Annotated in this window: 17 protein-coding genes; 13 read left to right on the forward strand and 4 right to left on the reverse strand. The window is 71.4% G+C overall.

The genetic code is table 11. The features are described 5' to 3' along the window. Positions 1–20 precede the first annotated feature (20 nt). Positions 21–665 carry a TetR/AcrR family transcriptional regulator gene (locus tag C6Y14_RS14680; RefSeq protein WP_263973074.1) on the reverse strand — a complete coding sequence of 215 codons (645 nt, stop codon included), beginning with the start codon at positions 663–665 and terminating at the stop codon, positions 21–23. 249 nt (positions 666–914) lie between these two features. Between C6Y14_RS14680 and C6Y14_RS14690 the strand changes: the two genes are divergently transcribed. From C6Y14_RS14690 to C6Y14_RS14710, 5 genes are all read left to right on the forward strand, one after another. Further along, positions 915–2,804, forward strand: a complete 1,890-nt coding sequence (locus C6Y14_RS14690) for an RICIN domain-containing protein (protein ID WP_199854737.1) — start codon at positions 915–917, stop codon at positions 2,802–2,804. A gap of 336 nt (positions 2,805–3,140) precedes the next feature. Continuing rightward, on the forward strand, positions 3,141–4,046 hold the full coding sequence (locus C6Y14_RS14695; protein ID WP_225891081.1) for a hypothetical protein: 906 nt from the start codon (positions 3,141–3,143) through the stop codon (positions 4,044–4,046). A gap of 119 nt (positions 4,047–4,165) precedes the next feature. Next, a complete protein-coding gene (locus C6Y14_RS14700; protein ID WP_107017102.1) occupies positions 4,166–4,609 on the forward strand; it encodes a hypothetical protein in 444 nt (147 codons plus the stop codon). 156 nt (positions 4,610–4,765) lie between these two features. Next, a complete protein-coding gene (locus C6Y14_RS14705) occupies positions 4,766–8,689 on the forward strand; it encodes an nSTAND1 domain-containing NTPase (protein ID WP_225891082.1) in 3,924 nt (1,307 codons plus the stop codon). A gap of 162 nt (positions 8,690–8,851) precedes the next feature. After that, on the forward strand, positions 8,852–9,736 hold the full coding sequence (locus C6Y14_RS14710) for a C40 family peptidase (RefSeq protein ID WP_107017103.1): 885 nt from the start codon (positions 8,852–8,854) through the stop codon (positions 9,734–9,736). 210 nt (positions 9,737–9,946) lie between these two features. Here C6Y14_RS14710 and C6Y14_RS14715 read toward each other — a convergent pair whose 3' ends face one another. Beyond that, entirely contained in the window at positions 9,947–10,486 is a 540-nt protein-coding gene (locus tag C6Y14_RS14715) for an EF-hand domain-containing protein (RefSeq protein ID WP_107017104.1), read from the reverse strand. Positions 10,487–10,769: 283 nt separating this feature from the next. Between C6Y14_RS14715 and C6Y14_RS44520 the strand changes: the two genes are divergently transcribed. After that, positions 10,770–11,123 (forward strand): hypothetical protein, encoded by a 354-nt coding sequence (locus tag C6Y14_RS44520; RefSeq protein ID WP_199854738.1) that lies wholly within the window; start codon positions 10,770–10,772, stop codon positions 11,121–11,123. On the opposite strand, the gene C6Y14_RS14725 is transcribed toward C6Y14_RS44520, so the two are convergent. After that, entirely contained in the window at positions 11,113–11,772 is a 660-nt protein-coding gene (locus C6Y14_RS14725; RefSeq protein WP_107017105.1) for a lysophospholipid acyltransferase family protein, read from the reverse strand. The two genes, C6Y14_RS44520 and C6Y14_RS14725, sit on opposite strands and share 11 nt — an antisense overlap. Positions 11,773–12,048: 276 nt before the next feature. Here C6Y14_RS14725 and C6Y14_RS14730 point away from each other — a divergent pair, with 276 nt between their 5' ends. Together C6Y14_RS14730 and C6Y14_RS14735 are read left to right on the forward strand one after the other, a co-directional pair. After that, complete coding sequence (locus C6Y14_RS14730) at positions 12,049–14,250, forward strand: DUF4139 domain-containing protein (protein WP_225891083.1); 2,202 nt, start codon at positions 12,049–12,051, stop codon at positions 14,248–14,250. 8 nt (positions 14,251–14,258) lie between these two features. Further along, positions 14,259–15,839, forward strand: coding sequence for a mucoidy inhibitor MuiA family protein (locus tag C6Y14_RS14735; RefSeq protein ID WP_107017107.1), 1,581 nt, complete (start codon positions 14,259–14,261; stop codon positions 15,837–15,839). Positions 15,840–15,972: 133 nt separating this feature from the next. On the opposite strand, the gene C6Y14_RS14740 is transcribed toward C6Y14_RS14735, so the two are convergent. Then, positions 15,973–16,845, reverse strand: coding sequence for an SDR family NAD(P)-dependent oxidoreductase (locus tag C6Y14_RS14740; protein WP_107017108.1), 873 nt, complete (start codon positions 16,843–16,845; stop codon positions 15,973–15,975). Positions 16,846–16,903: 58 nt separating this feature from the next. Here C6Y14_RS14740 and C6Y14_RS14745 point away from each other — a divergent pair, with 58 nt between their 5' ends. From C6Y14_RS14745 to C6Y14_RS14765, 5 genes are all read left to right on the forward strand, one after another. Then, a complete protein-coding gene (locus C6Y14_RS14745) occupies positions 16,904–17,587 on the forward strand; it encodes a TetR/AcrR family transcriptional regulator (protein ID WP_107017109.1) in 684 nt (227 codons plus the stop codon). A 79-nt stretch (positions 17,588–17,666) separates the two neighbouring features. Continuing rightward, complete coding sequence (locus C6Y14_RS14750) at positions 17,667–18,803, forward strand: substrate-binding domain-containing protein (protein WP_107017110.1); 1,137 nt, start codon at positions 17,667–17,669, stop codon at positions 18,801–18,803. Positions 18,804–18,931: 128 nt separating this feature from the next. Beyond that, on the forward strand, positions 18,932–20,263 hold the full coding sequence (locus C6Y14_RS14755) for an ABC transporter substrate-binding protein (RefSeq protein ID WP_107017111.1): 1,332 nt from the start codon (positions 18,932–18,934) through the stop codon (positions 20,261–20,263). Between the two features lie 26 nt (positions 20,264–20,289). Further along, positions 20,290–21,276 (forward strand): carbohydrate ABC transporter permease, encoded by a 987-nt coding sequence (locus tag C6Y14_RS14760; RefSeq protein WP_107017112.1) that lies wholly within the window; start codon positions 20,290–20,292, stop codon positions 21,274–21,276. Further along, positions 21,273–22,136 carry a carbohydrate ABC transporter permease gene (locus tag C6Y14_RS14765; RefSeq protein ID WP_107017113.1) on the forward strand — a complete coding sequence of 288 codons (864 nt, stop codon included), beginning with the start codon at positions 21,273–21,275 and terminating at the stop codon, positions 22,134–22,136. Before C6Y14_RS14760 ends, C6Y14_RS14765 begins: the two co-directional genes overlap by 4 nt. The last annotated feature ends 25 nt before the right edge of the window (positions 22,137–22,161 follow it).

Consider the following 22,161-nt stretch of genomic DNA (forward strand, 5'->3'; position numbering starts at 1 on the left):
AGGCGCGCGCCAGAAGGCGATTACGAGGTCAGCCGGGTGAGGACCGCGTCGATGACCAGTTCCGTCGAAGCCACCATGTCGACCGCCGCCGGGTCGAGGAGCCACTGGATCTGGAGGCCGTCCATGACGGCGATGATCGCGTTGGCCGCGATCAGCGCGCGCTCCGCGTCCGCCTCGCCGTCGCCCAGTCGGCACGTCTCGGTGACAGCGTCGGCGACGAAGCCGCGCAGACCGGCGTAGCGGCTGCGGAAGTAGTCCTGGGCCGGGTGGTCGTCGGTGACGGACTCCGCGGAGAGCACGGCGTAGAGCCGGACGATGCCCTCGCGTTCGGCGTTGCGCCGGGCGGTCTCGACGAGGTGGTGCAGGAACCGCAGCCCTTGCGGACGCTCGGTGCCGAGTTGCTCGATGTCCGTGTCGTCGCGCAGTTCGAGCACGCTGGTCAGCAGCAGCGACTTGGAGCGGAAGTAGTGCAGGACGCCTGCCTGGGTGAGGCCCGCCCGCTCCGCGATCTCCGCCAGGGAGGCGTTGTTGTAGCCACGCGCCGCGAACGTGTCCATCGCGATGTGCAGGATGTCCTGCTGGCGCTGCCGGGCTTCGGGGCTGCGGGGGACGCGGGGCCTGTCACGGGCCCCGCGAGTGGCTCGGCCTACCGACTGGTCAGTCACCCGCTCACCATACGCTCCGCCGCCGGGCTCACGAATGATCTTGCCTGGGCTTCGCGCATGGTGACGCAGACCACTTACTAAGTGTTTAGTAGGTGTGCTTTCATGGCGCCGTCGTACCGCCTCGCCACGCCGGCCCGGCGGCACGCGTGCACTACCCCTTCGCACCCCGGCCGTTCCGCCGTCTCCCTGACAACGCGGCGGGACGGCCCGGGTCCCCCACGCGTCATCGACCGAAGGAGAGCCGCACCCGTGTCACACCTCCGTCTCCGAAGAATCCGTTCATCACGGGCAGGGGTCGCCGCCGCGCTGACCCTGACCCTCGCCGCCGCCGGGCTCGGGCTCACGGGCGGCGGCACCGCACACGCCGCCGACCCGGTCGCCCAGGTCTGGGTGACCACCGGGGACGGGGCCCGCAAGCTCAGCTCCGACGGCACCCTCACCTTCAACGGCTCGCCGCAGGGCACCGACGTGCGCATCGACGGCAACCAGCGGAGCCAGCGCTACACGGGCGCCGGCGCCTCGGTCACCGGAGCGTCCGCGCGTCTCGTACAGGGGCTCCCCGCCGACCGGCGCAACGAGCTGATGCGCTCCCTGTTCTCCACCTCTGGCGACGGAATCGGCCTGTCCTACCTGCGCCAGCCGCTCGCCAGCACCGACTTCGACGCGTCCAACAGCCCCTACTCCTACGAGGACACCCGCGGGCAGTTCTCCATCGACCGGGACAAGGCGGAGATCATCCCCGTCGTCAAGCAGGCCCTCGGCGTCAACCCGTCCATCCGGTTCATGGGGACGCCCTGGTCACCGCCCGCCTGGATGAAGACGAACAACTCACTCAACGGCGGCAGCCTGCGGACCGAGAACTACGGCGACTTCGCGGACTACCTGGTCAAGGCGATCAAGGCCTACGGCCAGGAGGGCATCACCCTCACCGACCTCACGGTGCAGAACGAGCCCGAGAACCCGACGAGTTATCCCTCGATGTCGATGAGCTCGGCACAGCAGGCCGACTTCATCCGGGTCCTGGACCAGCGGCTGACCGCGGCCGGGCTGCCGACGAACCTCCTCGCCTTCGACCACAACTGGGACCACCCCAACTACCCGCTCGACGTGTTCTCCCGTACGAACGGGATCAGCCGGGTCATCGGCGCCGCCTTCCACTGCTACGCCGGCAATCCCACCGCCCAGCAGCAGGTTCAGAGCACCGGCAAGCGCGTCTTCTTCACCGAGTGCTCCGGCACCGACAGCGACAACACCGCCAACACCTTCGCCGACAGCCTGCGCTGGCAGGCCGAGAACCTCGTCGTGCAGAACATGCGCAACGGCGGCGAGACCGTGGTGACCTGGAACCTCGCCCTCAACCAGAGCGGCGGCCCGCACCAGGGCCTGTGCGGCACCCGGTGCAACGGTGTGGTGGAGATCGCCAACGGCAACGTCACCCGGGGCGCGGAGTACTACTCGCTCGGCCACATCAGCAAGTTCGTCAAGGTCGGCGCCACCCGGATCGGCTCCACCAGCCCGGGAGGCGGCATCCAGAACGTCGCCTTCCAGAATCCGGACGGCACCCGCGTCGCCTACGTCGTGAACACCGGCGGCACGCAGCGGTTCTCCCTCACCGACAACGGCCGCTCGCTGGCCTACACCCTGCCGGGCGGCGCGGTCGCGACCTTCGTGTGGAACCCGTCCGGGAGCGAACCGACCGGTCCGATCGACACCAGTGCCTGGTACCGGGTGACGAACACCAACAGCGGGGCCTGCCTCGACGCCACCGACTGGGGCACCGCCAACGGCACCCTGCTCCAGCAGTGGTCGTGCGGCGACGGTGCCAACGAGAAGTGGCAGTTCCGCTCCACCGGCGACGGCTACTACCAGGTCGTCAACCAGCACAACACCAAGTCCTGGGACGTCGACGGCGGCACCGGCGCGACCGCGGACGGCGTCAAGGTCCACCTGTGGGACTACACGGGCGGCACCAACCAGCAGTGGCGTGCCGAGTCGGTGGCCTCCGGGACGTACCGCTTCGTGGCCCGGCACAGCAACAAGTGCCTCGCCGTCGACGGATCGTCCACCGCCAACGGCGCGAAGCTCTCCCAGCAGACCTGCTCCGGTTCGGCGGCCCAGTCCTTCCGGCTGACCTCCTGATCCACCGCCCGGCACAGCGGGCGACGGCCACGTACGGCCGAGCTGAGCGTTCAGGCGGTGACGACGGCACGAGCACACCGTCGCGGCGAGGCCCGTACCGATCTCACGGTACGGGCCTCGCCGCACGTCCGCGGCTCCCTCCGCGTTGCCTCCGATCTCGCGAACTGCCTGCTCATCCCTTGTTTCCCGGCAGCGCGCACCGCGGGCAACAGGAAACCCGTCGACCCCGGTCGAGCAGAGAGGCAACTCTGTGTGCATCAGCACAGGGCGTGTCCTGCTGAGGGGAGATCTGGGCCCATGAGACGTGCGCTCATGTCTTGGTGCGCGGTGGTGGCGATGGCAGCGACAACCGCGACCGGTTGTACGGACGGTACCGGCGGCGACGGGAACGACGAGGGGCGCGACCGGACACAGCGGACCACGCGGACCCACCCCGCGGCGTTGACCTGGCAGCAGGAGGTCCGCGTCGCCGACGCGCTGCAGCGTCTGACCAAGCAGTGCATGGGCCGCCACGGTTTCGCCTACTGGGAGGACCTCGGGCTGACGCTGCTGGAGAGCCGTCCGGTGCGCTTCGTCCAGGACGACGTGGCATGGGCTCGTACGTACGGGTACGGCAGCAGGATCGAGGCGAAGAGTGCGCGGGTGCGGGAGAGCAACCCCAACGGAGCGTACCGGCAGGGCCTTTCCTACTCCCGGCGCGCCGCCTTCGACGTCGCGCTGGACGGTGGCGACAGCGCCCGGATGCTGACCGCGTCGCTGCCGGGCCGCGGGGAGATCCGCAAACGTATCGGCGGCTGCACACAGGAGGCCGAGCGCACGCTGTACGGGGACCCGGCCGAATGGTTCCGCACCAGCAAGACCGCTCTGGGCCTCAGCTCCCTGTACGGGAAACAGCTCATGGAGGACCGCCGGCTCAGCGCTGCCGTACAGGCCTGGTCCCACTGCATGAAGAAGGCGGGGCAGCCCTACGAGGACCCCCAGGCAGCCCGTGACGCCGTCCGGGCGGAAACCGGCCGGCTCGGTCCGGCCCACTCCGACGACGCGTTCACCGGCGAGCGCGCGACCGCCGTCGCGGACGCGACCTGCGCCCGCCGGGTCTCACTGCGGGCCGTGGCCACCGAACGCGAGACCCGTTACCTGGACCGACTGCGCGACCGGTACGGCGAAGACATCGACGCCTACCGGCACTTCGGCCGACGGGCCTACGAACGAGCGGTGCACATCGTCCCGGAACGGGACTGACGTTCGTGCCCCGGCCCCATCCACCACGCACCGCTGCCGGACGACCGGGAGAAGTCCGGAGTACCGGCACCGGCGCACCTCCACCCTGCACCACCGACACAACAACGAGGGAGAACATCATGCGCAAGTTCACCGTCACGGCGGCGCTCCTGGGGCTCACCGCCCTGGGCCTCGCCGCCCCCGCCACCTCGCACGCCGCCGGGAGCGGCGTCGCCGGTCCTGTGTGCGACAGCAAGTGGGGTGCGCGCAACGGCAACATGTACGCCTGGGACGCCTTCGACTGTGCGGGCTCCCCCCTGATCGTCGCCTCGGGGAACAGCGCCAACTGGGGTGGCGCCAACGACAGGGCCTCGTCCGTCATGAACCGCGGCTTCACCGGCAACCTGTCGATCGTCAAGTTCTACTTCCTGGAGAACTACACCGAAGGCCACACCTGCCTCTACCCGGGCGAGTTGTACGCCGACAACCTGTCCGACAACTTCTTCACCACCGGACCGACGGTGAACGACAACATCAGGTCGCACCAGTGGGTGAACGGCGGCTGCGGGGCCACCCTCACCTGATCCGGCCGACCGGCACGGGCGGTCCGCGGCCGACGGTCCCGGACCGCCGACGGATGGTTTCGGACGGGGGTGTTCACGCCACACCGGGGAAAGACTTGGCTGTCCCGGTCGCCACGGAAGTAACCTTGGCTGTCGCCGTCTCACGGCCGTACTGCCATGGGGGACACCGTGGGAGATCCGCAGCGCGGACATGAATCCGATCAGCAGAACGACCGGAGCCGGAGCGCGCCGACCACGCCCTCCTTCTCCGCGCAACTCAGACGCCTGAGACAGGAACGCGGCCTGTCGCTCACCGATCTGGCACGCCGGACGCACTACAGCAAAGGCTATCTGAGCAAGATCGAGACCGGCACGAAACGCGTGACCGTCGATGTCGCCCGCCTCTGCGACCAAGCACTGCGCGCAGACGGCGAGTTACTCAAACTGGTGCAGCGCGCGCAGGGTGAACCGTCCCCGGACGGCAGCACCGGTGACCGGATCGGCGCGGCCGAACGCCGGTCCGGTGGAGCGTGTCCCTACCGCGGCCTGTCGGCGTTCACACGACAGGACGCGGACTGGTTCTTCGGCCGGGAACGTGCGACGGCCGCTCTGGTGGAACGCCTCTTCGAACGGGTCGGAAACGGCCCCCTGACGCTGCTCGCCCCCTCGGGCGCGGGCAAGTCGTCCGTACTCAACGCCGGTCTCGTGCCCGCTCTGCGGCGCGGCGACTTCCCGATGCTGGGCGCCGACCGGTGGCCGCTGGTGACCCTCACTCCCACCTCCCGGCCGCTGGACGAGCTGCTGGAACGCATCGCGAAAGCGGTGGGTGAGGACCTCGGCGTCACCGCGGAGGAAGCCCGTCGCGACCCCGACGCGGTGCGGCACTCCTTACGCGCGAGGTCGGAGGCGACGGCTTCCGGGGACCGGCCACCCGCGACCTGGCGGCCGGTGGTGATCGTCGATCAGTTCGAGGAGCTCTTCACCCTCTGCTCCGACGAGAACGAGCGCCTTTCGTTCGTCCGCGTGCTCAGCGCCCTGTCGACCTCCCGGCCCGCGGACGGCACGTATGTCCCCGCCGTCGTGGTGCTGGGCGTGCGCGCCGACTTCACCGGCGACTGCCTGGGGCTCCCCGACCTGGTCCCGGTGTTCGCCGACGGGCTGTTCGTCCTGCCCCCGATGTCCGTGGCGGAGCTTCGCGAGTCGATCACACGCCCGGCGGAACTCGCCGGTCTGACCCTGCAACCGGGCCTGCTCCCGCTCCTGTTGCGCGACGCCGGGCTGCGCGAGGAAGCGGGTACGGACCCGCGCGGAACGCCGCACGACGGCGGTGCGGGAGCCGACGAGACACCTTCCGGAGCGTTGCCGCTCGTCTCCCACGCCCTGCTGGCCACCTGGGAACGGCGCGAGGGCGACGTGCTGACCGTCGCCGGATACCAGCGGGCCGGCGGGATCCAGGGCGCCATCGCGCGGACGGCCGAGAACGTGTTCACCCGGCTGTACCCCGCCGAGCAGAAGACGATCCGCCGCATCCTGTCCCGACTGGTGTTCGTCGCGGACGAGGCCGGGGCGACCCGCCGCCGGATGAGCAGGGCTGCCTTGATGGAGCAGTTCGCCGACGCGGACGGCGCGGAAGGGGCTCTCGACGCCTTCGTGCGGGCACGGCTCATCACTCTCGACAGCGACACCGTCGAGATCGCCCACGAGGCTCTGCTGCACGCCTGGCCGCGGCTGCGCGAGTGGATCCACGCGGACCGGGCCGGACTGCTGCTGCACCAGCAACTGGCCCATGCCGCAGCCGAATGGGAACGTGAGAACCACGACCCGTCCGCCCTGTACCGCGGCACCCGGCTGGACACCGCGCGTTCCTGGGCGGACGAGACCGACGGCTGGAGCCGGCTCGGCCCCGGCGAGACGGCCTTCCTCCGGATGAGCCGGGCCGAGCAGGACACCCGCCGGAAGCAGGCCAGGCGCCAGGTCCGGCTGCGCCAGTCCCTGCTGGCCACCCTCGTCGTCCTGCTGGGACTGGCCCTGACCGCCGGAGGCGTCGCCTACCAGCAGCGTACGGGTGCCCTGGACCAGGAACGCGTCGCCCGGTCCCAGGCGTTGGCCGTCCGGTCCGCCTCCTTGGCCGGGGGACAGCCGGAGGCATCGATCCTGCTCGCCGAGCAGGCCTACCGGACCAGCGCCACCGCCGAGGCACGGGGCGCATTGCTGAGCACCCAGTCCCAGCCCTTCTCGGCGCGGCTCAACGGCCACCGGGGGCCGGTCAACTCGGTGGTCTTCACACCGGACAACCGGATGCTGGCGACGGGCAGTTCCGACGGCAAGGTCACGCTGTGGCGAGTGCGCGACCGCCACCCGATCGCCTCGTTCTCCGCCTCCGGGCCCGTCCGCGCGATCGCCTTCAGCCCCGACGGCCGCACGCTGGCAGCCACGTCGACGGACGGGCCGGTGAGCCTGTGGGACACCGCCGGCCGGCGCCAAAGGGCGGTCCTCCCCGACAGCACCGGAGCCGCCCGGTCCGTGGCCTTCGATCCGCGCGGGCACGTACTCGCCGTCGCGGCCCCGAACGGCACGATCTCCCTGTGGGACACCGGGCAGCCGCACCGGAGGATCGTCACACTCGCAGGGCACGAGGGGCCGGTCCACACCCTGGCCTATGCTCCCGACGGCCCGAGCCTGGTCTCCGCCGGCGCCGACCGCACCGTACGGCTGTGGGACACCGACCGCGGCCGGCCGCGCGCCGTGCTGAGGGGACACACCGACGAAGTACTGGGCGCGGCGTTCTCCCCCGACGGCCGCAGGGTCGTGTCGGGAGGCACCGACCGGACCGTGCGGCTGTGGGACGTACGCAGTGGGCGGCTCCGCGCGACGTTGTCAGGGAGCAGCGACGACATCAACGCCGTCGCCTACACGCCCGACGGTACGACCGTCGTGGGCGCGGTCGGTGACGGGACGACCAGGCTGTGGGACGCGCGCAGCAGCCGACAGACCGCCGTGCTGGTCGGCCACACCGACTACGTCATGGGGGTGGCCATGACGTCCGACGGCGCTCTGCTCGCCACGGCCGGCTTCGATCAGTCCGCTGTCCTGTGGGACCTCGAAGGCCCGGTGCTGACGGCCCGTCCGTTCACCGAGGTGTGGCAGGCCCAGTACAGCCCCGACGGGAAACTGCTGGCCACCGCCGACGCCGACCACACGGTGCGGCTGTGGGACGCGAGCAGACGCCGGCTCGTGGCGACCCTGAGGGGACACACCGAGACGGTCTTCTCGGTGACCTTCGCACCCGACGGGCACACCCTCGCATCGGCGGGCTCCGACGGCGCGATCCGGCTGTGGGACGTGGCCCGGCGCAAACACCTGGCGACTCTGACCGGCCACACCGGGCAGGTCTTCTCCGTGGCCTTCGCACCCGACGGACGCACCCTGGCGTCGGCCGGTGCCGACCGCACCGTACGTCTGTGGGACGTGACCCGGCGCTCGTCCGTCGCGACACTGACCGGCCACGAGGACTTCGCCAACGATGTCGCCTTCAGCCCCGACGGCCGGACCCTGGCCAGCGCCGGCGACGACCTGACGGTACGGCTGTGGGACGTCTCCGCACACCGCCGGATCGGCACGCTCCACGGCCATACGGGGGCGGTGCGCAGCGTGACCTTCGCCCCTGGGGGCCGGACCCTGGCCAGCAGCGGGAACGACGGCACGATCCGTCTCTGGAACGTTCGTGAACGCCGCTCGGACGCGACCCTGACCGGACACACCGGCTCCGTCCGCGGGATCGCCTTCTCCCCCGACGGCCGTACGTTCGCCAGCAGCGGCACCGACCGCACGGTTCGGCTGTGGAACGTCGCCGGGCGACGGCAGTGGGCGACGCTGACGGGGCACACCAACTCGGTGTGGAGCGTGACCTACGCCCCGGGCGGGCGCACCGTGGCCAGCAGCAGCACCGACGGCACCGTACGCCTGTGGGACCTCGACCCCGCGGCGCGGCTGGCGGAGATCTGCCGACTGCGTGCTGACATCGGGGACGACGCGCGGCGAACGCTCCTGCCCGGTGTCCCTCTCTCGGACGGGCCGGCCTGCTCGGCCCCTCCCGGCTGACGGACGACTGCCCTGTTCGGACGGGGTTTCCCGGTGTTTCCCGTTGCCCATGGGAACGGGGAGACGCCCGGACCTCGACGGGCGGGCGGTGCGGTGCCCAGGCTGTTGAACGGCTGCTTCCTTGCCACGTCGTCGACGCCGACAGAATACGGGGGTTTCGGCATGGTCCGCCGAACCGGTCTCATCCGCACACTCGTCCTGTTGCCGGCCCTCTTCCTCTGGACGCCGGCGGCCGTCGCCGCCGCGAGCCCTCCCGCCTCCGCCGAGCGGGAGACCGCCGCATGCGGCCCGCTGGCTCCCGGTGCCTCCGCGGCCGCCGAACGCGCGATCGCCGCCGCGTGCGCCGAGGTCGCGGCAGGCACCTGGTACACGTGGGGAGGCGGCCACGGCGCCCAACCCGGTGCCACCTACGGCCAGATCGACCCGACCGACCCGGACAGTGCGCACGACCCCGAGCGGCTCGGCTTCGACTGCTCGGGCCTCGTCCGTCACGCCTACGCCAGGGCCGCCGGCTCGGACATCCTCAACGGCGTCGCCAGCTCGCAGTACTACACGCACCGCGCCGCCGACCGCTTCACCGCCGCCCAGGGACTCGCCCCGCTGCTTCCGGGCGATCTGCTCGCCTGGGGCACCTCGAAGGACCTCCACCACATCGCCATCTACCTGGGCGCGGGCAAGATGGTGGAGGCCAAGGAGTCCGGTACGAAGCTCATGGTCAGCGATGTCCGCCTGAACAGCGATTACTTCGGCGCGGTCCGCGTCGAAACCGGGACGGTCACCGGTCATGTCCACCAGACCTGGGGAACCGGCGTCTGGACCAAGGCCGAACCCGCCATCGCGGCAGCCAGGGTGTACGCCTTCCCCCACTCCACCACGATCCGTGTCCAGTGCCAGAAGCACGCCGAACGGGTCACCGCCGAGGGCTACACCAACGACGCGTGGTCCTATCTGCCGGACTACAAGGCCTGGGTGACCAACATCTACATCAAGGGGCCGGCGTGGCTCGACGGGGTGCCGGCGTGTCCCACACCGACGCCCGGGGCGTGAGCCACTGCGCCTCGTGGACCGTGGCGACGGCGACCGGTGGTGACAAGAGTCAGCCGGACCTCGTCGCCCTGAGGAACCCCTCGGTCTCGTGCGGTTCGCCGGAGCGCGCGCGTCGGCGGGTACGCCGTGCCGCCTGGGGTACCGGCACTCGCCCGCGGGCCGGTAGTACATTGAGCCGGAACGGGCGTTGCAGCCCACCCGGCAAGGGCGTCAGGCGGCCAGGCGGCCGCAGAGCAGGTTGCCCGGTTCTGCGGGATCGTCGCTGATCCAGAACTGGCGCCACAGCAGCGCGAACTCCTCGCGGCTGAGGTAGCCGTCACCGTTCAGGTCGAGCAGTTCGAAGACGCCCGTCATGTTCACGGACCGTCCGTTCCAGGTCTCGACGAGGTGGCGGTGCTCCTCCGGTGAGATACGGCCGTCACCGTCGGCGTCCACCGCGTCGAAGACGGTCTCGGCGGTCGCGGTGACATCGGCGACCATCGCGGGCAACCTGTCGACGAGCAACAGCAGTTCGCCCAGGTCGACCGCCCCGTCGCCGTCGGTGTCCCCGACTTCCAGCAGCGCCGCCCACCAGCCCATCAGCAGCGCCTCGACCCGCGCGCGCAGTTCCGTCCCGGCGCCCACACCCGGCAGCTCGCTCCAGCGTGCGACGAGCGCCCTGAAGTCCTCCTCGCGCAGGCGGCCGTCGCCGTCCGCGTCGAATGCGGCGAACATCTCCGTGAGCTTGCGCTCCTGAAACGCACTGGCCATGAGCAGCCTCCCCAGCCACGAACCCGAAACCGAACCAGAAAGCCGAACCTCGCAACGCCCGATCCCCGAAGCAGCGTTGAAAGTCCTACAAAACAGGCGACAGCGGTAACTGTAGGGCGGAACGTGTCACCAGCCCCACGGGCACATGCGCCCGAACGCTCACCCGTTCGCCGCCCGTCGGCCTGGCCCGTTCCCTCCGGCGTCTTCGACTGAGTACTCCGGCCCGAGTCGACTGAGTAGGTCGTCCGATGCCCTGCCGAGCGGCGGCTGCTGAACTGTCGTCATGACCAAGGACATGCCGCCCGCCCGCCCCCTGCGCTCCGCCACCCGCACCGCTGCCACCACCGGTTCGGCGCTCGCGGTCGTGATCCTCCCCCTGGTGGTCGGAGCCCTCGCCTCACGGGCGATCGGAGGTGACCCGATGGCTTCGGTCAACGCCATGATGACGGGCGGGGGAGAACGCGCCCGGCTCTCCCGCAGCCAGCTCCGCACCTACCGCGGCCGGGCGCTCTCGACAGCGCGGAACGCATGGGACAGGTCGCCTCGGTTGACCGTTCGCAAGCCGCTCCGGCCGCGGCGGCCCCTCCGACCGCTCCGACGCACTCTCGCCGAGACGGGCGGACCGGTCAGCGAGTGAGAGCCGCCGGTTCGAGCAGGTGTCCGGCAGCGACGCGCCAGACCGACACGACGGCCTGGTGTGTGACCGCGTTCGCCGCCTCGATCCCGGTGGGCAGCTGCAGCGGCGCACCCACGTGGACGTGGAGGCGCGGGCGGCGGGCCGGTGCCGTCAGGACGCCCGCGATGTGCTTGGCACGGCTGCCGGACGCGACCCGGCGCGCTCCGGCCTGACCGATCGGAACGACGGGGGCGCCGGAGGCCAGGGACAGTCGCGCGGGGCCGCTGCGGAACGCTTCGGGCGCGGCCTCGGCGGCGTCCGTCCGGCGCGGAAGCCGCCCCTCGCCGTAGATGAGGACGTGGCGGCCCGCAGCCAGCGCTGCCGCAGCGGCGTCCAGGGAGTCCGCCGCCCGCGAGGTACGGCGGTGTACGGGAACATGGCCGTCACGGTCCAGGAGGTACCGCAGGACGGGTACGCGCCACAGTCCGGCGGTGGCGAGGACGACCGGTTCGATGTCCATGGAGCGCAGGGCGGCCAACACGATGGCGGGGTCCGCCGGCGAGGTGTGGTTGGCGACGAGGACGGCCGGCGCCTGGAGGGTGGTGACGTCGGTGGAGGTCGTCAGTCGCCCGAAGGCGGGGACGACGGCGGCGGCTAGGCGACTGAACACGCAACTCCTGCGTTCGGGCGGCGGATCGACGGTGAAGCGATCGATGGTGAAGCGATGGGATTCATCATCGTCCCGGGACCGTCCGAAGCCCTGAGTCGACGTACTCATCCGGTCCGTCGTTGCCGTACTCACCTGCGCACATGCTCACGCCCCGACCTGCTCACCGGCCGTCTCAGGACGCCTGTCCCGTCAGGCGTACGCTGTCAGCCCTACGGACACGGCCGGCCGTACGAAGACAGCCGGGAACAGAGCCAGGAACACCGCCAGGGGGAGCACTTGAAGGCTGAGGCGACGCAGATCTGGGACTCGGCACTCGACTCGGTCGTGGTCTACGCACAGGGCGCGCTCTGTCGGCGCGTCGCGCGGGGCGGTGTGCCGCCGGACGGCAGGGTGCGGATCACCGGGCTGCCCCGGGCGTTGGGCCCCGGCTCCCTGGCGGCCCGCGTCGTCGGTGCCTCCGGGGTGCGGGTGGTCGAGGCGCGGGTCGAGGTCGACTCCGTACCCAACGACGGTCCTGCGCCTGATGAGTTGGAGCGTGAGGTGGAGCGGCTGCACGAGGAGTGTGCGGCAGTACGGGCGCGCCGGGACCGGCAACTGGGCCTCGTCGAGGAGGTCCGGGGACTCCGTCCGATACCGCCCGCCCCCGACCCCGAGCGCGACGACCCGCCCCGTCCCACTCCGGTCGACGCGTGGCTGGAACTGTCCGACTTCGTGGACGCGCGGCTGGCCGATCTGCACGCCCGGCTCGACGCGTCGGAGGAAGCGCTGCTTCATGCCGAGCACGACCTGAGCGTCGCGGTGGACGCCCTCGCCCGTTCCTCCACCGACACTCCCCCGGCGCATGTGTCGACCACGGTCTCGGCCCTGGTGACCCTCGCCCGCACACCTGACGGACAGGCCGCGGAGCAGGACACCGACGTGGAACCGGAACCGGAAGTGGAAGTGGAGCTGGAGTACGAAGTGCCCGGCGCCGTCTGGATCCCCGCCTACCGGCTGGACCACCGGCAGGGCGACGGCAGCGGTCGGCTGGTGCTGCGCGCCTCGGTGGCCCAGCGGACCGGCGAGGACTGGAACTCCGTACGCCTCTCGCTGGCCACCGCGGACCTTCGCCGCCGCACCGATCTGCCCAGGCTCCGTTCGATCCGTATCGGCCGTCGTCAGCCCGCTCCCGCGCCGTCCGGCTGGCGGGAGCCGCCCGCGGGGCTGTCCGACCTGTTCACCGGGTACGACGTCGCGGCGCCCCGCACCGCGGCCCCGCGCACCTCGGCCCGTGGCACCCGTCCGGCCGCCGCGCGGAAGGCCGCGGTGATGCCGCCCATGGCCGCCGGGGCGGTCGGAGCCGTTCAGGCGTACGACACCGGGCCACACGCCTCCGCCGTTCACGCACCACAGCCACCACAGCCGGCACCGGCACCGCAGGAATACGGTCCTGCGGCACCGCCACCGGTACCGGCACAGGCGGCCTACTTTCCCGCGCCGCCCATGCCTCGGGCGGCCTACGGCGCCCCGCCTCCCCCGGCTCCCGGCAGCTCCGGCTCGTCCACCGTGCCGCCGTCGGCCCCCGGTGGCCCGCCGGCCCTCGCGGCACCCGTAGCACCCGTGGCGCCCAGCGGTGCGATGCCGGCCGCACCACCCGTCGGCCCACCGCACCCCAGTGGCGCCGAACTCGACTACGCCGCCCTCGTCCTGGCGGGTCCCGAGGAACAGGCCGGTCGCCGAGGCCTGCTCTTCCCGGACTCGTCCTTCGACCCGGTGGCCACCGAGCGGCGCCGCGACGCCGAGTCCGTGGCATCGCTGCCGCTGCCCGGCCACGCCGTGCGGCCCCGTGAGTCGGCGGGCTCCTTCGACCACCGCTTCGACGCGCACGCGCGCACCGACATCCCGTCGGACGGCACCTGGCACACGGTGACCATCACCGAGATCCCGGTCGGCCTGCGGACCGAGTACCTCTGCGTGCCGTCCGTGGAAGAGACCGTCTACACGACACTGGTGCTCTCCAACGCCACCGATCAGGCGCTGCTGGCCGGACCGGTGGAGGTCACCGTCGACGACGACTTCCTCCTGACCACGGCGCTCCCCACGCTCGCTCCCGGCGGGACGCGCAGGGTGGGGCTCGGGCCGGCGGAGGCGATCCGTGTCACGCGCCGTACGGAACTGCGCGAGTCGTCCTCGGGGCTGCGCAACACCACCACCGTGCTCGACCACCGCGTCCACGTGGAGCTGGTCAACCGGCTGGCACGGCCCGTCGCAGTCGAGGTCCGCGAGCGCGTACCGGTCACTTCCGACCCCGACATCCGCATCGACGAACGGGCGGACTGGACCACCCCGGAGGAGGGCGCGGGGCCCGACACCCTCGCACCCGGCACCCGCGTCCGGCGGGTGGAGCTTCCGGCCCAGGGCTCCGCCACGCTCGACGGCGGCTACGAGATACGCATCCCGGCCGGCAAGGCCCTGGTCGACGGCAACCGCAGGAGCTGACACACCCCATGTCCACGGATGCGCAGCCGATCGCTCTGCCCGTCACCGCCGTCACCTGCCTGGAGGACCGCTCCCTCGTCGAACGCGGCGCCGTCCTCGATCTCCGGCCCGGCGTCCAGCGGCTGCGGCTCGGCCCGGTCAGCGCGCTGGCCGTCGACCGCTCGCTCCACGCCGAGCTGACCACCGGGCACCCCGCCACGGTCCTCGACGCCCGGATCGTACGCACCTGGGAGCCGCGCGGCCCCGGGCCGTCCCCCGCCCACGACTCGGCGCTGCGCCGACGTGTGCACCTGCTGGAGGAGGAACAACGCGACCTGGGACGGGTACGCGATCGCCTCCTCGTCCGTCTCGATCTGCTGGAGCGGCTGGTCGCCGACCTGTTGCGGGAGATCGGCCGGAGCGCGGGCTCCGGCGCCGCCGACCGGCCCCGGTGGACCGGCGAACTGGACCGCACGGACACCGAGCGCGACACGTACGGTGAGCAACTCCGCGCCACGGAAAGCAGGTTGACGGCCGTCGGCGTCGAACTCCGCGAGGCGCGACACGTCCTGCACCTCGCGGAGGACAGACCCACCGAACTGGTCGGTCATGTCGAGCTGACCGTGGAGGCCGAGACCGCCGGACCGGTCGGGTTGCGCCTGAGCCATCTCCTGCCGTGTGCGCTGTGGCGACCTGCCTACCGGGCCGTACTCGACGGCGGACGTCTGACTCTCGAAACGGACGCGATGGTCTGGCAGCGGACCGGCGAGGACTGGTCGGACGTACGCCTGACGCTGTCGACGGCACGCTCCGCGCTGGCCACCGAGCCGCCGCGACTCGGTCAGGACAGGCTGACCCTCCGGGACCGCTCGTCGGCCGAACGCCGCACGGTCGACGTCGAGTTGAGGGAGGAGGAGATCGGGGACCTCGGTCAGGCCCCGGTGCTCGGCCAGTCCTTGGCGCTCGGCCTCCCTGGCGTCGACGACGACGGTGAGACGCGGGTGTTCCGCGCTGCCACGCCGGTGTCCGTCCCCGGCGACGGCCGCGCCCACCGGGTACCGCTCTCCGCCTTCACGACGGCGGCCGGCACCGAGTACGCCTGCTCGCCCGAACTCTCCCCACTGGTCACCCAGGTGGTGCGGTTCGACAACCGGTCCGGGCACGCCCTGCTCGCGGGCCCCGTCGACCTGGTCCGGGGCAGCGGCTTCATCGGCCGCGGAACGCTGGAGTTCGCGGCTCCGGGGGCACCCGTCGAGCTGGCCTTCGGCAGCTCGGACGACTTCCGGGTGGTCCGGCACACCGAGGAGTCCCGTACCTCCGCCGGACTGTCCCAGCGCACGGTGGTCACCCGCACGGCGCGCCTGCACCTGTCCCACTTCGCCGGCCCGGGAGATCACGACGAGCGCGCCGTCGTCCTCCGGGAGCGCGTCCCCGTCTCCGAGGTCTCGGGAGTCGAGATCCGCGTACGTACGGACGACTGCTCCCCCGCGCCCGACGTCCTCGACGCCGAGGGCATCGCCCGCTGGAACGTCACGGTCCCTCCCGGCGGCCGCCGCACGGTGACTCTGGTGTACGAGATCTCGGCGAGCAGCAAGGTGACGGGCATCTGACCGGGCTGCCGACCGGGCCTCTCGCACAGGCCGGGCCCCGGGAGCGAGTGGCCCTCGGGAGCAGGTGGCCCCCCGGGGGCGAGTGGGACGCCGTTCTCCCGCTCCCGAGCGGCCCTCCCGTGCCGATCGGCGCTCAGGCCGCCGCCCGGTCGGGCGGGAAGGGGACGGGGTAGGGCTCGGCGAAGTCCGCGGAGCGGCTGACCTCGCGCCACTTCTGATCCTCCTCAAGAAGCCGCCTGTCGAGGCTGATGGACCCTTCGGCCGCGTTCACGCCGAGCGGCAGGTGGTCCGGGATGTCGTGGCGCTTGGCCACCCGGACGAGGATCTCGGCGGCGCGGACCGGGTCGCCCGCCGGCCCCTCGGCTGTCTGGCGGACGCGTGTGTTCATGGCTCCGACCGTCTGCGCGTACGCCTCCGGGACAGCGTGGACGGCCATCGAGGAGCCCGCCCAGTCGGTGCGGAAGCCACTCGGCTCGACGACGAGCACCTTGATCCCGAGCGGGGCCGTCTCGGTGCGCAGCACGCGGCTGAAGCCGTCGATCGCGAACTTCGCCGCCTGGTAGGAGGCGATTCCTGGACTGCCTCCCACCCGGCCGCCCATGGAGGAGATCTGGACGACCAGGCCCGCCTTCTGCTCGCGCAGGATCGGCAGGGCGGCCTTGGTGACGTTGTACACGCCCCAGAAGTTCGTCTCGAACTGGGTACGGAAGTCGGCGTCCTCCGTGGTCTCGATGGGCGACACGTTGGCGTACCCGGCGTTGTTCACCAGGACGTCGATGCGGCCGAAGTGCTGTATCGCCTCGCCGAGCGCCGAGCGCGCGGCTTCGGGGTCGGTCACGTCCAGCCGGATCGGCCGTACCCGGTCGCCGAAGTCCGCGACCAGGTCGGCGAGTTGCTCGGGGTCGCGGGCGGTCGCGGCGACGAGGTCGCCGGCTTCGAGGGCCGCACGGACGAGGGCGCGGCCGAGGCCGCGTGAGGAGCCGGTGATGAACCAGGTCTGTTGCATGCACTTAGCGAAACACTGTTGCGCTAATAACGCAACCGCGTTCCGCTAGGATCGTGTGATGACCCCCTCGGAGTTCCAGCGCGCACGCTCCCCCGAAGCCAAGCGGCTGCGCGAGGCCGCCATCCTCGACGCGGCCCGGGCCCTGGGGGCCGAGCACGGCATCCGGCAGGTCACCCTCACGGACATCGCCGCCAGGACCGGGATGCACAAGTCGGCGCTGCTCCGGTACTTCGAGACGCGCGAGGAGATCTTCCTGCGGCTCACCGCGGCGGGCTGGCAGGAATGGGCCCCGGCCCTGTCCGCGAGGCTCCGGGAGATCGAGGAACCCGGTCCGGCAACCGTGGCGCGGGCGTTCGCGGCGACACTGGCGGAGCGCGGGATGTTCTGCGACCTGCTCGCCCAGGCACCGCTCAACCTGGAACGCAACGTCTCGGTCGACGCGGTGCGCGAATTCAAGCTCGCCACGCTCGCCGCCCGCGAGGACATTTTCACCGCCCTGGACGAGCAGTTGCCCCTGCTGGACCGCGCCGGCGCCCTCGACGTGATCGCCACCGCCGTCGCACTCGCCGGCGCGTTCTGGCAGATCGCGACACCGGGCCCGGAGATCGCCGAGCTGTACCGCAGCGATCCCCGCCTGGCCCACGCCGTCCTTGAGGTCGAACCCCGCCTCACCCGCATCCTCACCGCGACCATCAGCGGCATGACGGCGGCACCCGCCGCACAGCACCTCCGACCGCACTGAGCCTCCGACGCTGACGGCACCCCGAGCCGATCGTTATGATGTTCTGAATCGCTCAAACGAACATTCGGGGTGGAGCACAGTGCGGGAACCGGTCGATCGCAGGCGTCAGCGCATTCTCGCGGCGGTCCAGTCCCGCGGGGCCGCACGGGTCCGGGACCTCGCCGACGAGTTGCAGGTCTCGGTGGTGACGGTGCGCCGGGACGTGGAGGAGCTGACACGCGAGGGCAGACTGCGCCGCGGACACGGCGTGGTCCGTTCGACGCTGCCCGCGCAGGAGATCCCCGCGAGGGACCTGGCGCACGGCGACCGGGTGGCCGTCGTGGTGCCGGAGCGGCACTCGTACCTGACCGAGACGCTGCACGGCGCCCGCTCGGCGCTGGAGGAGGCCGGGATGCGCATGGCCCTGCACATCGCCCCCCAGGTGGCCGGCGCCGAACGCCCGCTGGTGGAGCGGGCGCTGGCCGACGGTGCCCGCGGTCTGCTGCTCGCGCCCCGCTGGCACACCCTGGCCGCGGAGCTGGCCGACCACGGCTGGCTGGCCGAGCTGGAGGTGCCCACGGTGCTGATGGAGCGCAGGCCGCGGCAGGGCAGCGTGGCGCACACCCTGGACTCGGTCTGCTCGGACCACTGGTACGGCGCGCACCTCGCCGTCGAGCACCTGGTGGGACTCGGTCATCGGCGGATCGTGTTCGCGACCCGCGAGGACAGTCCGACGGCGCGCACGCTGAGGGCCGCTTTCACGAGCATCGGAGAGACCCATCCGCTGCTGGAGGAGTGGGCGTGGACGCTGATCTCCGCGCAGGCCGGACGCGAGGGGCCGTACACCGCGGACGAGACGGTGGATCTGCCGCGGCTGCTGCGCCGGGTGCGGGCGACCGCGGTGGTGCTGCACAGTGACGTGGACGCTCTGATGGTCGTCCAGCGCCTGGCGGACGACGGGGTGCGGGTGCCCGAGGACTGCTCGGTGGTGGCGTACGACGATGTGGTGGCCGCGCTGGGGACATCCCCCCTGACCGCGGTGTCCCCGCCCAAGGCGGAGGTCGGCCGGGCCGCCGCCGAACTGCTGACGCGACGCCTCCGTGAGGGCGGGCAACAGCCCGCGCGCCGCGTCGAGTTGCTGCCGCGGCTGATGGTGCGGGGCTCGACGCGACGGGCCGACGGCACGCACGGCACGGACGAGGGCGGCGCCTCAGCTCAGCGAGCCTCAGACGAGTGAGCGTTTGAGCGTTTGTTTTTCTTCTGATCGATCTATTGACCGTTTGGGTCGGCAGCATTGAGTATTCCCGTGTCCCGAACAGTCGTGTCCGCAGGGACGCGGACACGCAGGAGCCGCGGGAGGCGCCCATGCCCGGACGACCCGATCGTCGTTCCGTGCTCGCCGCGATGGCCGCCGTACCGCTGACAGGAGCCGTGGGCGCCTGCAGCGGAGGGAACGGAGCCTCGTCGGCCGGCACGGGCCGCACCACACGCATCACCTTCTGGTCCGCCCTGCGCGGCAGCCAGGAGGTGGTCGACGCCTTCAACCGCACGCACAAGAGCGTGCAGGTCGACTTCCAGCAGATCCCGTCCGGCGGGCAGGGCGGCTACGCCAAGCTCAGCAACGCCGCACGGGCGGGCAACGCGCCCGATGTCGCGACCATCGAGTATCCGCAGGTGCCGGGGTTCGCCATCGACGGGGTCGCCCGGGACATCACCGATCTCGTCAGTGACTCCCTGCGCCGCAAACTGCTGCCGCAGGCGCTCGCCCAGACCACCTTCGACCAGCGGGTGTTCAGCGTCCCGCTGGACGTCGAGCCCATGGTGATGCACTACCGCACCGATCTCTTCGACCGGTACGGCCTCCAGGTGGCGCGTACCTGGGACGAGTTCGCCGAGCAGGCCCGCGCCGTGCGCCGCAAGGCGGCCGACCGTCGGCTCGCGCTGTTCCCGACGGACGGGATGACGCAGTTCGCCGCCTACGCCTGGCAGGCGGGCGCCCAGTGGTTCGACACCTCGAAGGGAGCCTGGAACGTCTCCCTGGCCGACGCGCCCTCCCGGCGCGTCGCGGAGTACTGGCAGCGGCTCATCGACCGCGACGACGTGTTCGTCAACGCCGTCGAGAGCCGCCAGTCCGACGCGCAGATCGGCAACGGGCTGGTCCTCACCCGGCTCAGCGGCGCCTGGGACGCCGGCGCGCAGATGAACGCGCGGCCCGGACAGAAGGGCCAGTGGCGCATCGCCCCGCTCCCCCAGTGGGACGCCGGCAGCCCCGCCGTCGGCACGCACGGCGGATCGACGTTCGCCATCACCAAGGACAGCCGCAGACCCGAGGCCGCGATGGAGTTCATCGAGTGGCAGGTCTCCCACCCCGACTCCCTGCGCGCCCGCCTCTCCAGCGGCACCAGCAGCCAGTACCCGGCGGCCCTCGACCTGGTCTCCGTGGGCCGCAAGGCCTTCGACCGGTCGTACTACGGCGGGCAGGACATCTACGGCCTGTACGAACAGGAGGCGGAGAAGATCGGCGAGGGCTGGCTGTGGGGGCCGCGGATGAGCGCCACCCAGCGGGTCATGCAGGACTCCTTCGCCCGCGTCGGCGGCGGCCAGGGCTCGCTGACCGAGTCCCTGCGCACCGCGCAGGAGGGCACCATGCCCGACCTCAAGGCCCTGGGCCTGTCCACCACCCAGCGCTCCACCTGAGCCGACGAGAAGGCAGGTGACACCGCATGACCACCACCGCTCAGCCCCGGGTGCCGACCGACACGTCCCGCGTCGGCGACCCGGCCCTCTCCCCCGCCGGCCGGCGTGCCCGCCGGACCGCCGGCCGCCGCCGGTTCGGCGCGGTCGTCGTCCTCATGGGGCCGTTCTTCGTCCTGCTGACGACGGTCTTCCTGATCCCCGTCGGCACGGCCGTCTACCTCAGCTTCTACAGCGACGACCAGCCTGGGCTCGGCTTCGGCCCCGAGAACACCGTCTTCGTCGGACTGCGCAGTTACGCGGCCGTCCTGAGCGACCCCACGTTCCTCGGCGGGCTCGGCACGGTCGCGCTCTACTGCCTCATCTACATCCCGCTCATGGTCGTCGGGGCGCTGGTCCTGGCCCTGCTGCTGGACTCCGGGGTGGTGCGGCTGCGGGCCGTCGCGCAACTGGGCCTGTTCCTCCCGCACGCCGTGCCCGGCCTCATCGCCGCGCTGATCTGGCTGTACCTGTACACCCCCGGCATCAGCCCGATCATCGACCTCTTCGCCCGCGCGGACATCACGATCGACTTCCTCGGCATCCACGCCGTCATCCCGTCCATCGTGAACATCGCCCTGTGGAGCAACCTCGGCTACAACATGGTCGTCTTCTACGCCGCCCTGCAGGCCGTGCCCCGCGAGGTGATCGAGGCCTCCGTGGTCGACGGCGCGGGACCCGTGCGCACGGCGCTCCAGGTCAAGACACCGCTGGTGCGCGCCTCGATCGTCATGGTGGCGATCTTCACCCTGATCTGGGCGCTCCAGCTCTTCACCGAGCCGATGCTGCTCAGCCAGTCCTCGCCGATGATCAGCTCCCGCTTCTCGCCGAGCATGTACATCTACGACGCGGCCTTCACCCGCAACAACTACAGCCTGGCGGCGGCCGCCTCGGTGGTCCTGCTGGTGTGCACGATCACCCTGTCCTACGGCGTCACCCGCTTCACCAGCCGTGCCGACGCCGAGGAGGCCCGATGAGCACCACCGACAGTTCCTTCCTGCGCCCTCGTCTGCTGGGGCGGGCGACGGTCAACGTGGTCGTGGCGGTCTCCGTCCTCTACACCCTGCTCCCCGTGCTGTGGCTGGTGCTGGCCGCGAGCAAGAACCGGGACGCCCTGTTCAGCAGCGACCTGCTGTCCGTGGGCGGCTTCTCCCCCGTACGCAATCTCCAGGACCTGTTCGCCATGGACGGCGGCCTGTACAGCCGCTGGTACCTCAACAGCCTGCTGTACGCGGTCCTCGGCGCCGCGGTCGGCGCGCTGCTGAGCGTGGCCTGCGGGTACGCCTTCGACAAGTACCGCTTCCAGCACAAGGAGAAGCTGTTCGGTCTGGTCCTCGCGGCGGTCATGGTGCCGCAGACGGTCCTCGCGCTGCCGCTGTACCTGATGGCCTCCGAGGCCGGTCTCGTCAACACCTTCTGGGCCGTGTTCATCCCGGTGCTGTTCAATCCGTTCGGCGTGTATCTCGGCCGTATCTTCAGCCGGGGGTACGTGCCCGACGAGGTGCTGGAGGCCGCGCGGGTGGACGGGGCCGGCGAACTGACCACGTACGTGCGGGTGAGTCTGCGGATGCTCGGCCCGGGTCTGGTCACCGTCTTCCTCTTCCAGCTGACGGCGATCTGGAACAACTTCTTCCTGCCCATGGTGATGCTGTCCGACCAGGACCTGTATCCGGTCAGCCTCGGCCTCTACCAGTGGAACAGCTCGGCGTCCGTGTCGCCCGAGTACTACTCCGTGGTGATCATGGGATCGTTGCTCGCCGTGCTGCCCCTCATCCTCGCCTTCGTCCTGCTCCAGCGGTTCTGGCGCAGCGGGCTGACCGCCGGAGCCGTCAAGTGACCTCGCACGCCCCCTCCCCGAGTGG

Origin of the sequence: Streptomyces dioscori (assembly GCF_003024195.1) — a bacterium.
GTDB classification, from domain to species: domain Bacteria; phylum Actinomycetota; class Actinomycetes; order Streptomycetales; family Streptomycetaceae; genus Streptomyces; species Streptomyces dioscori.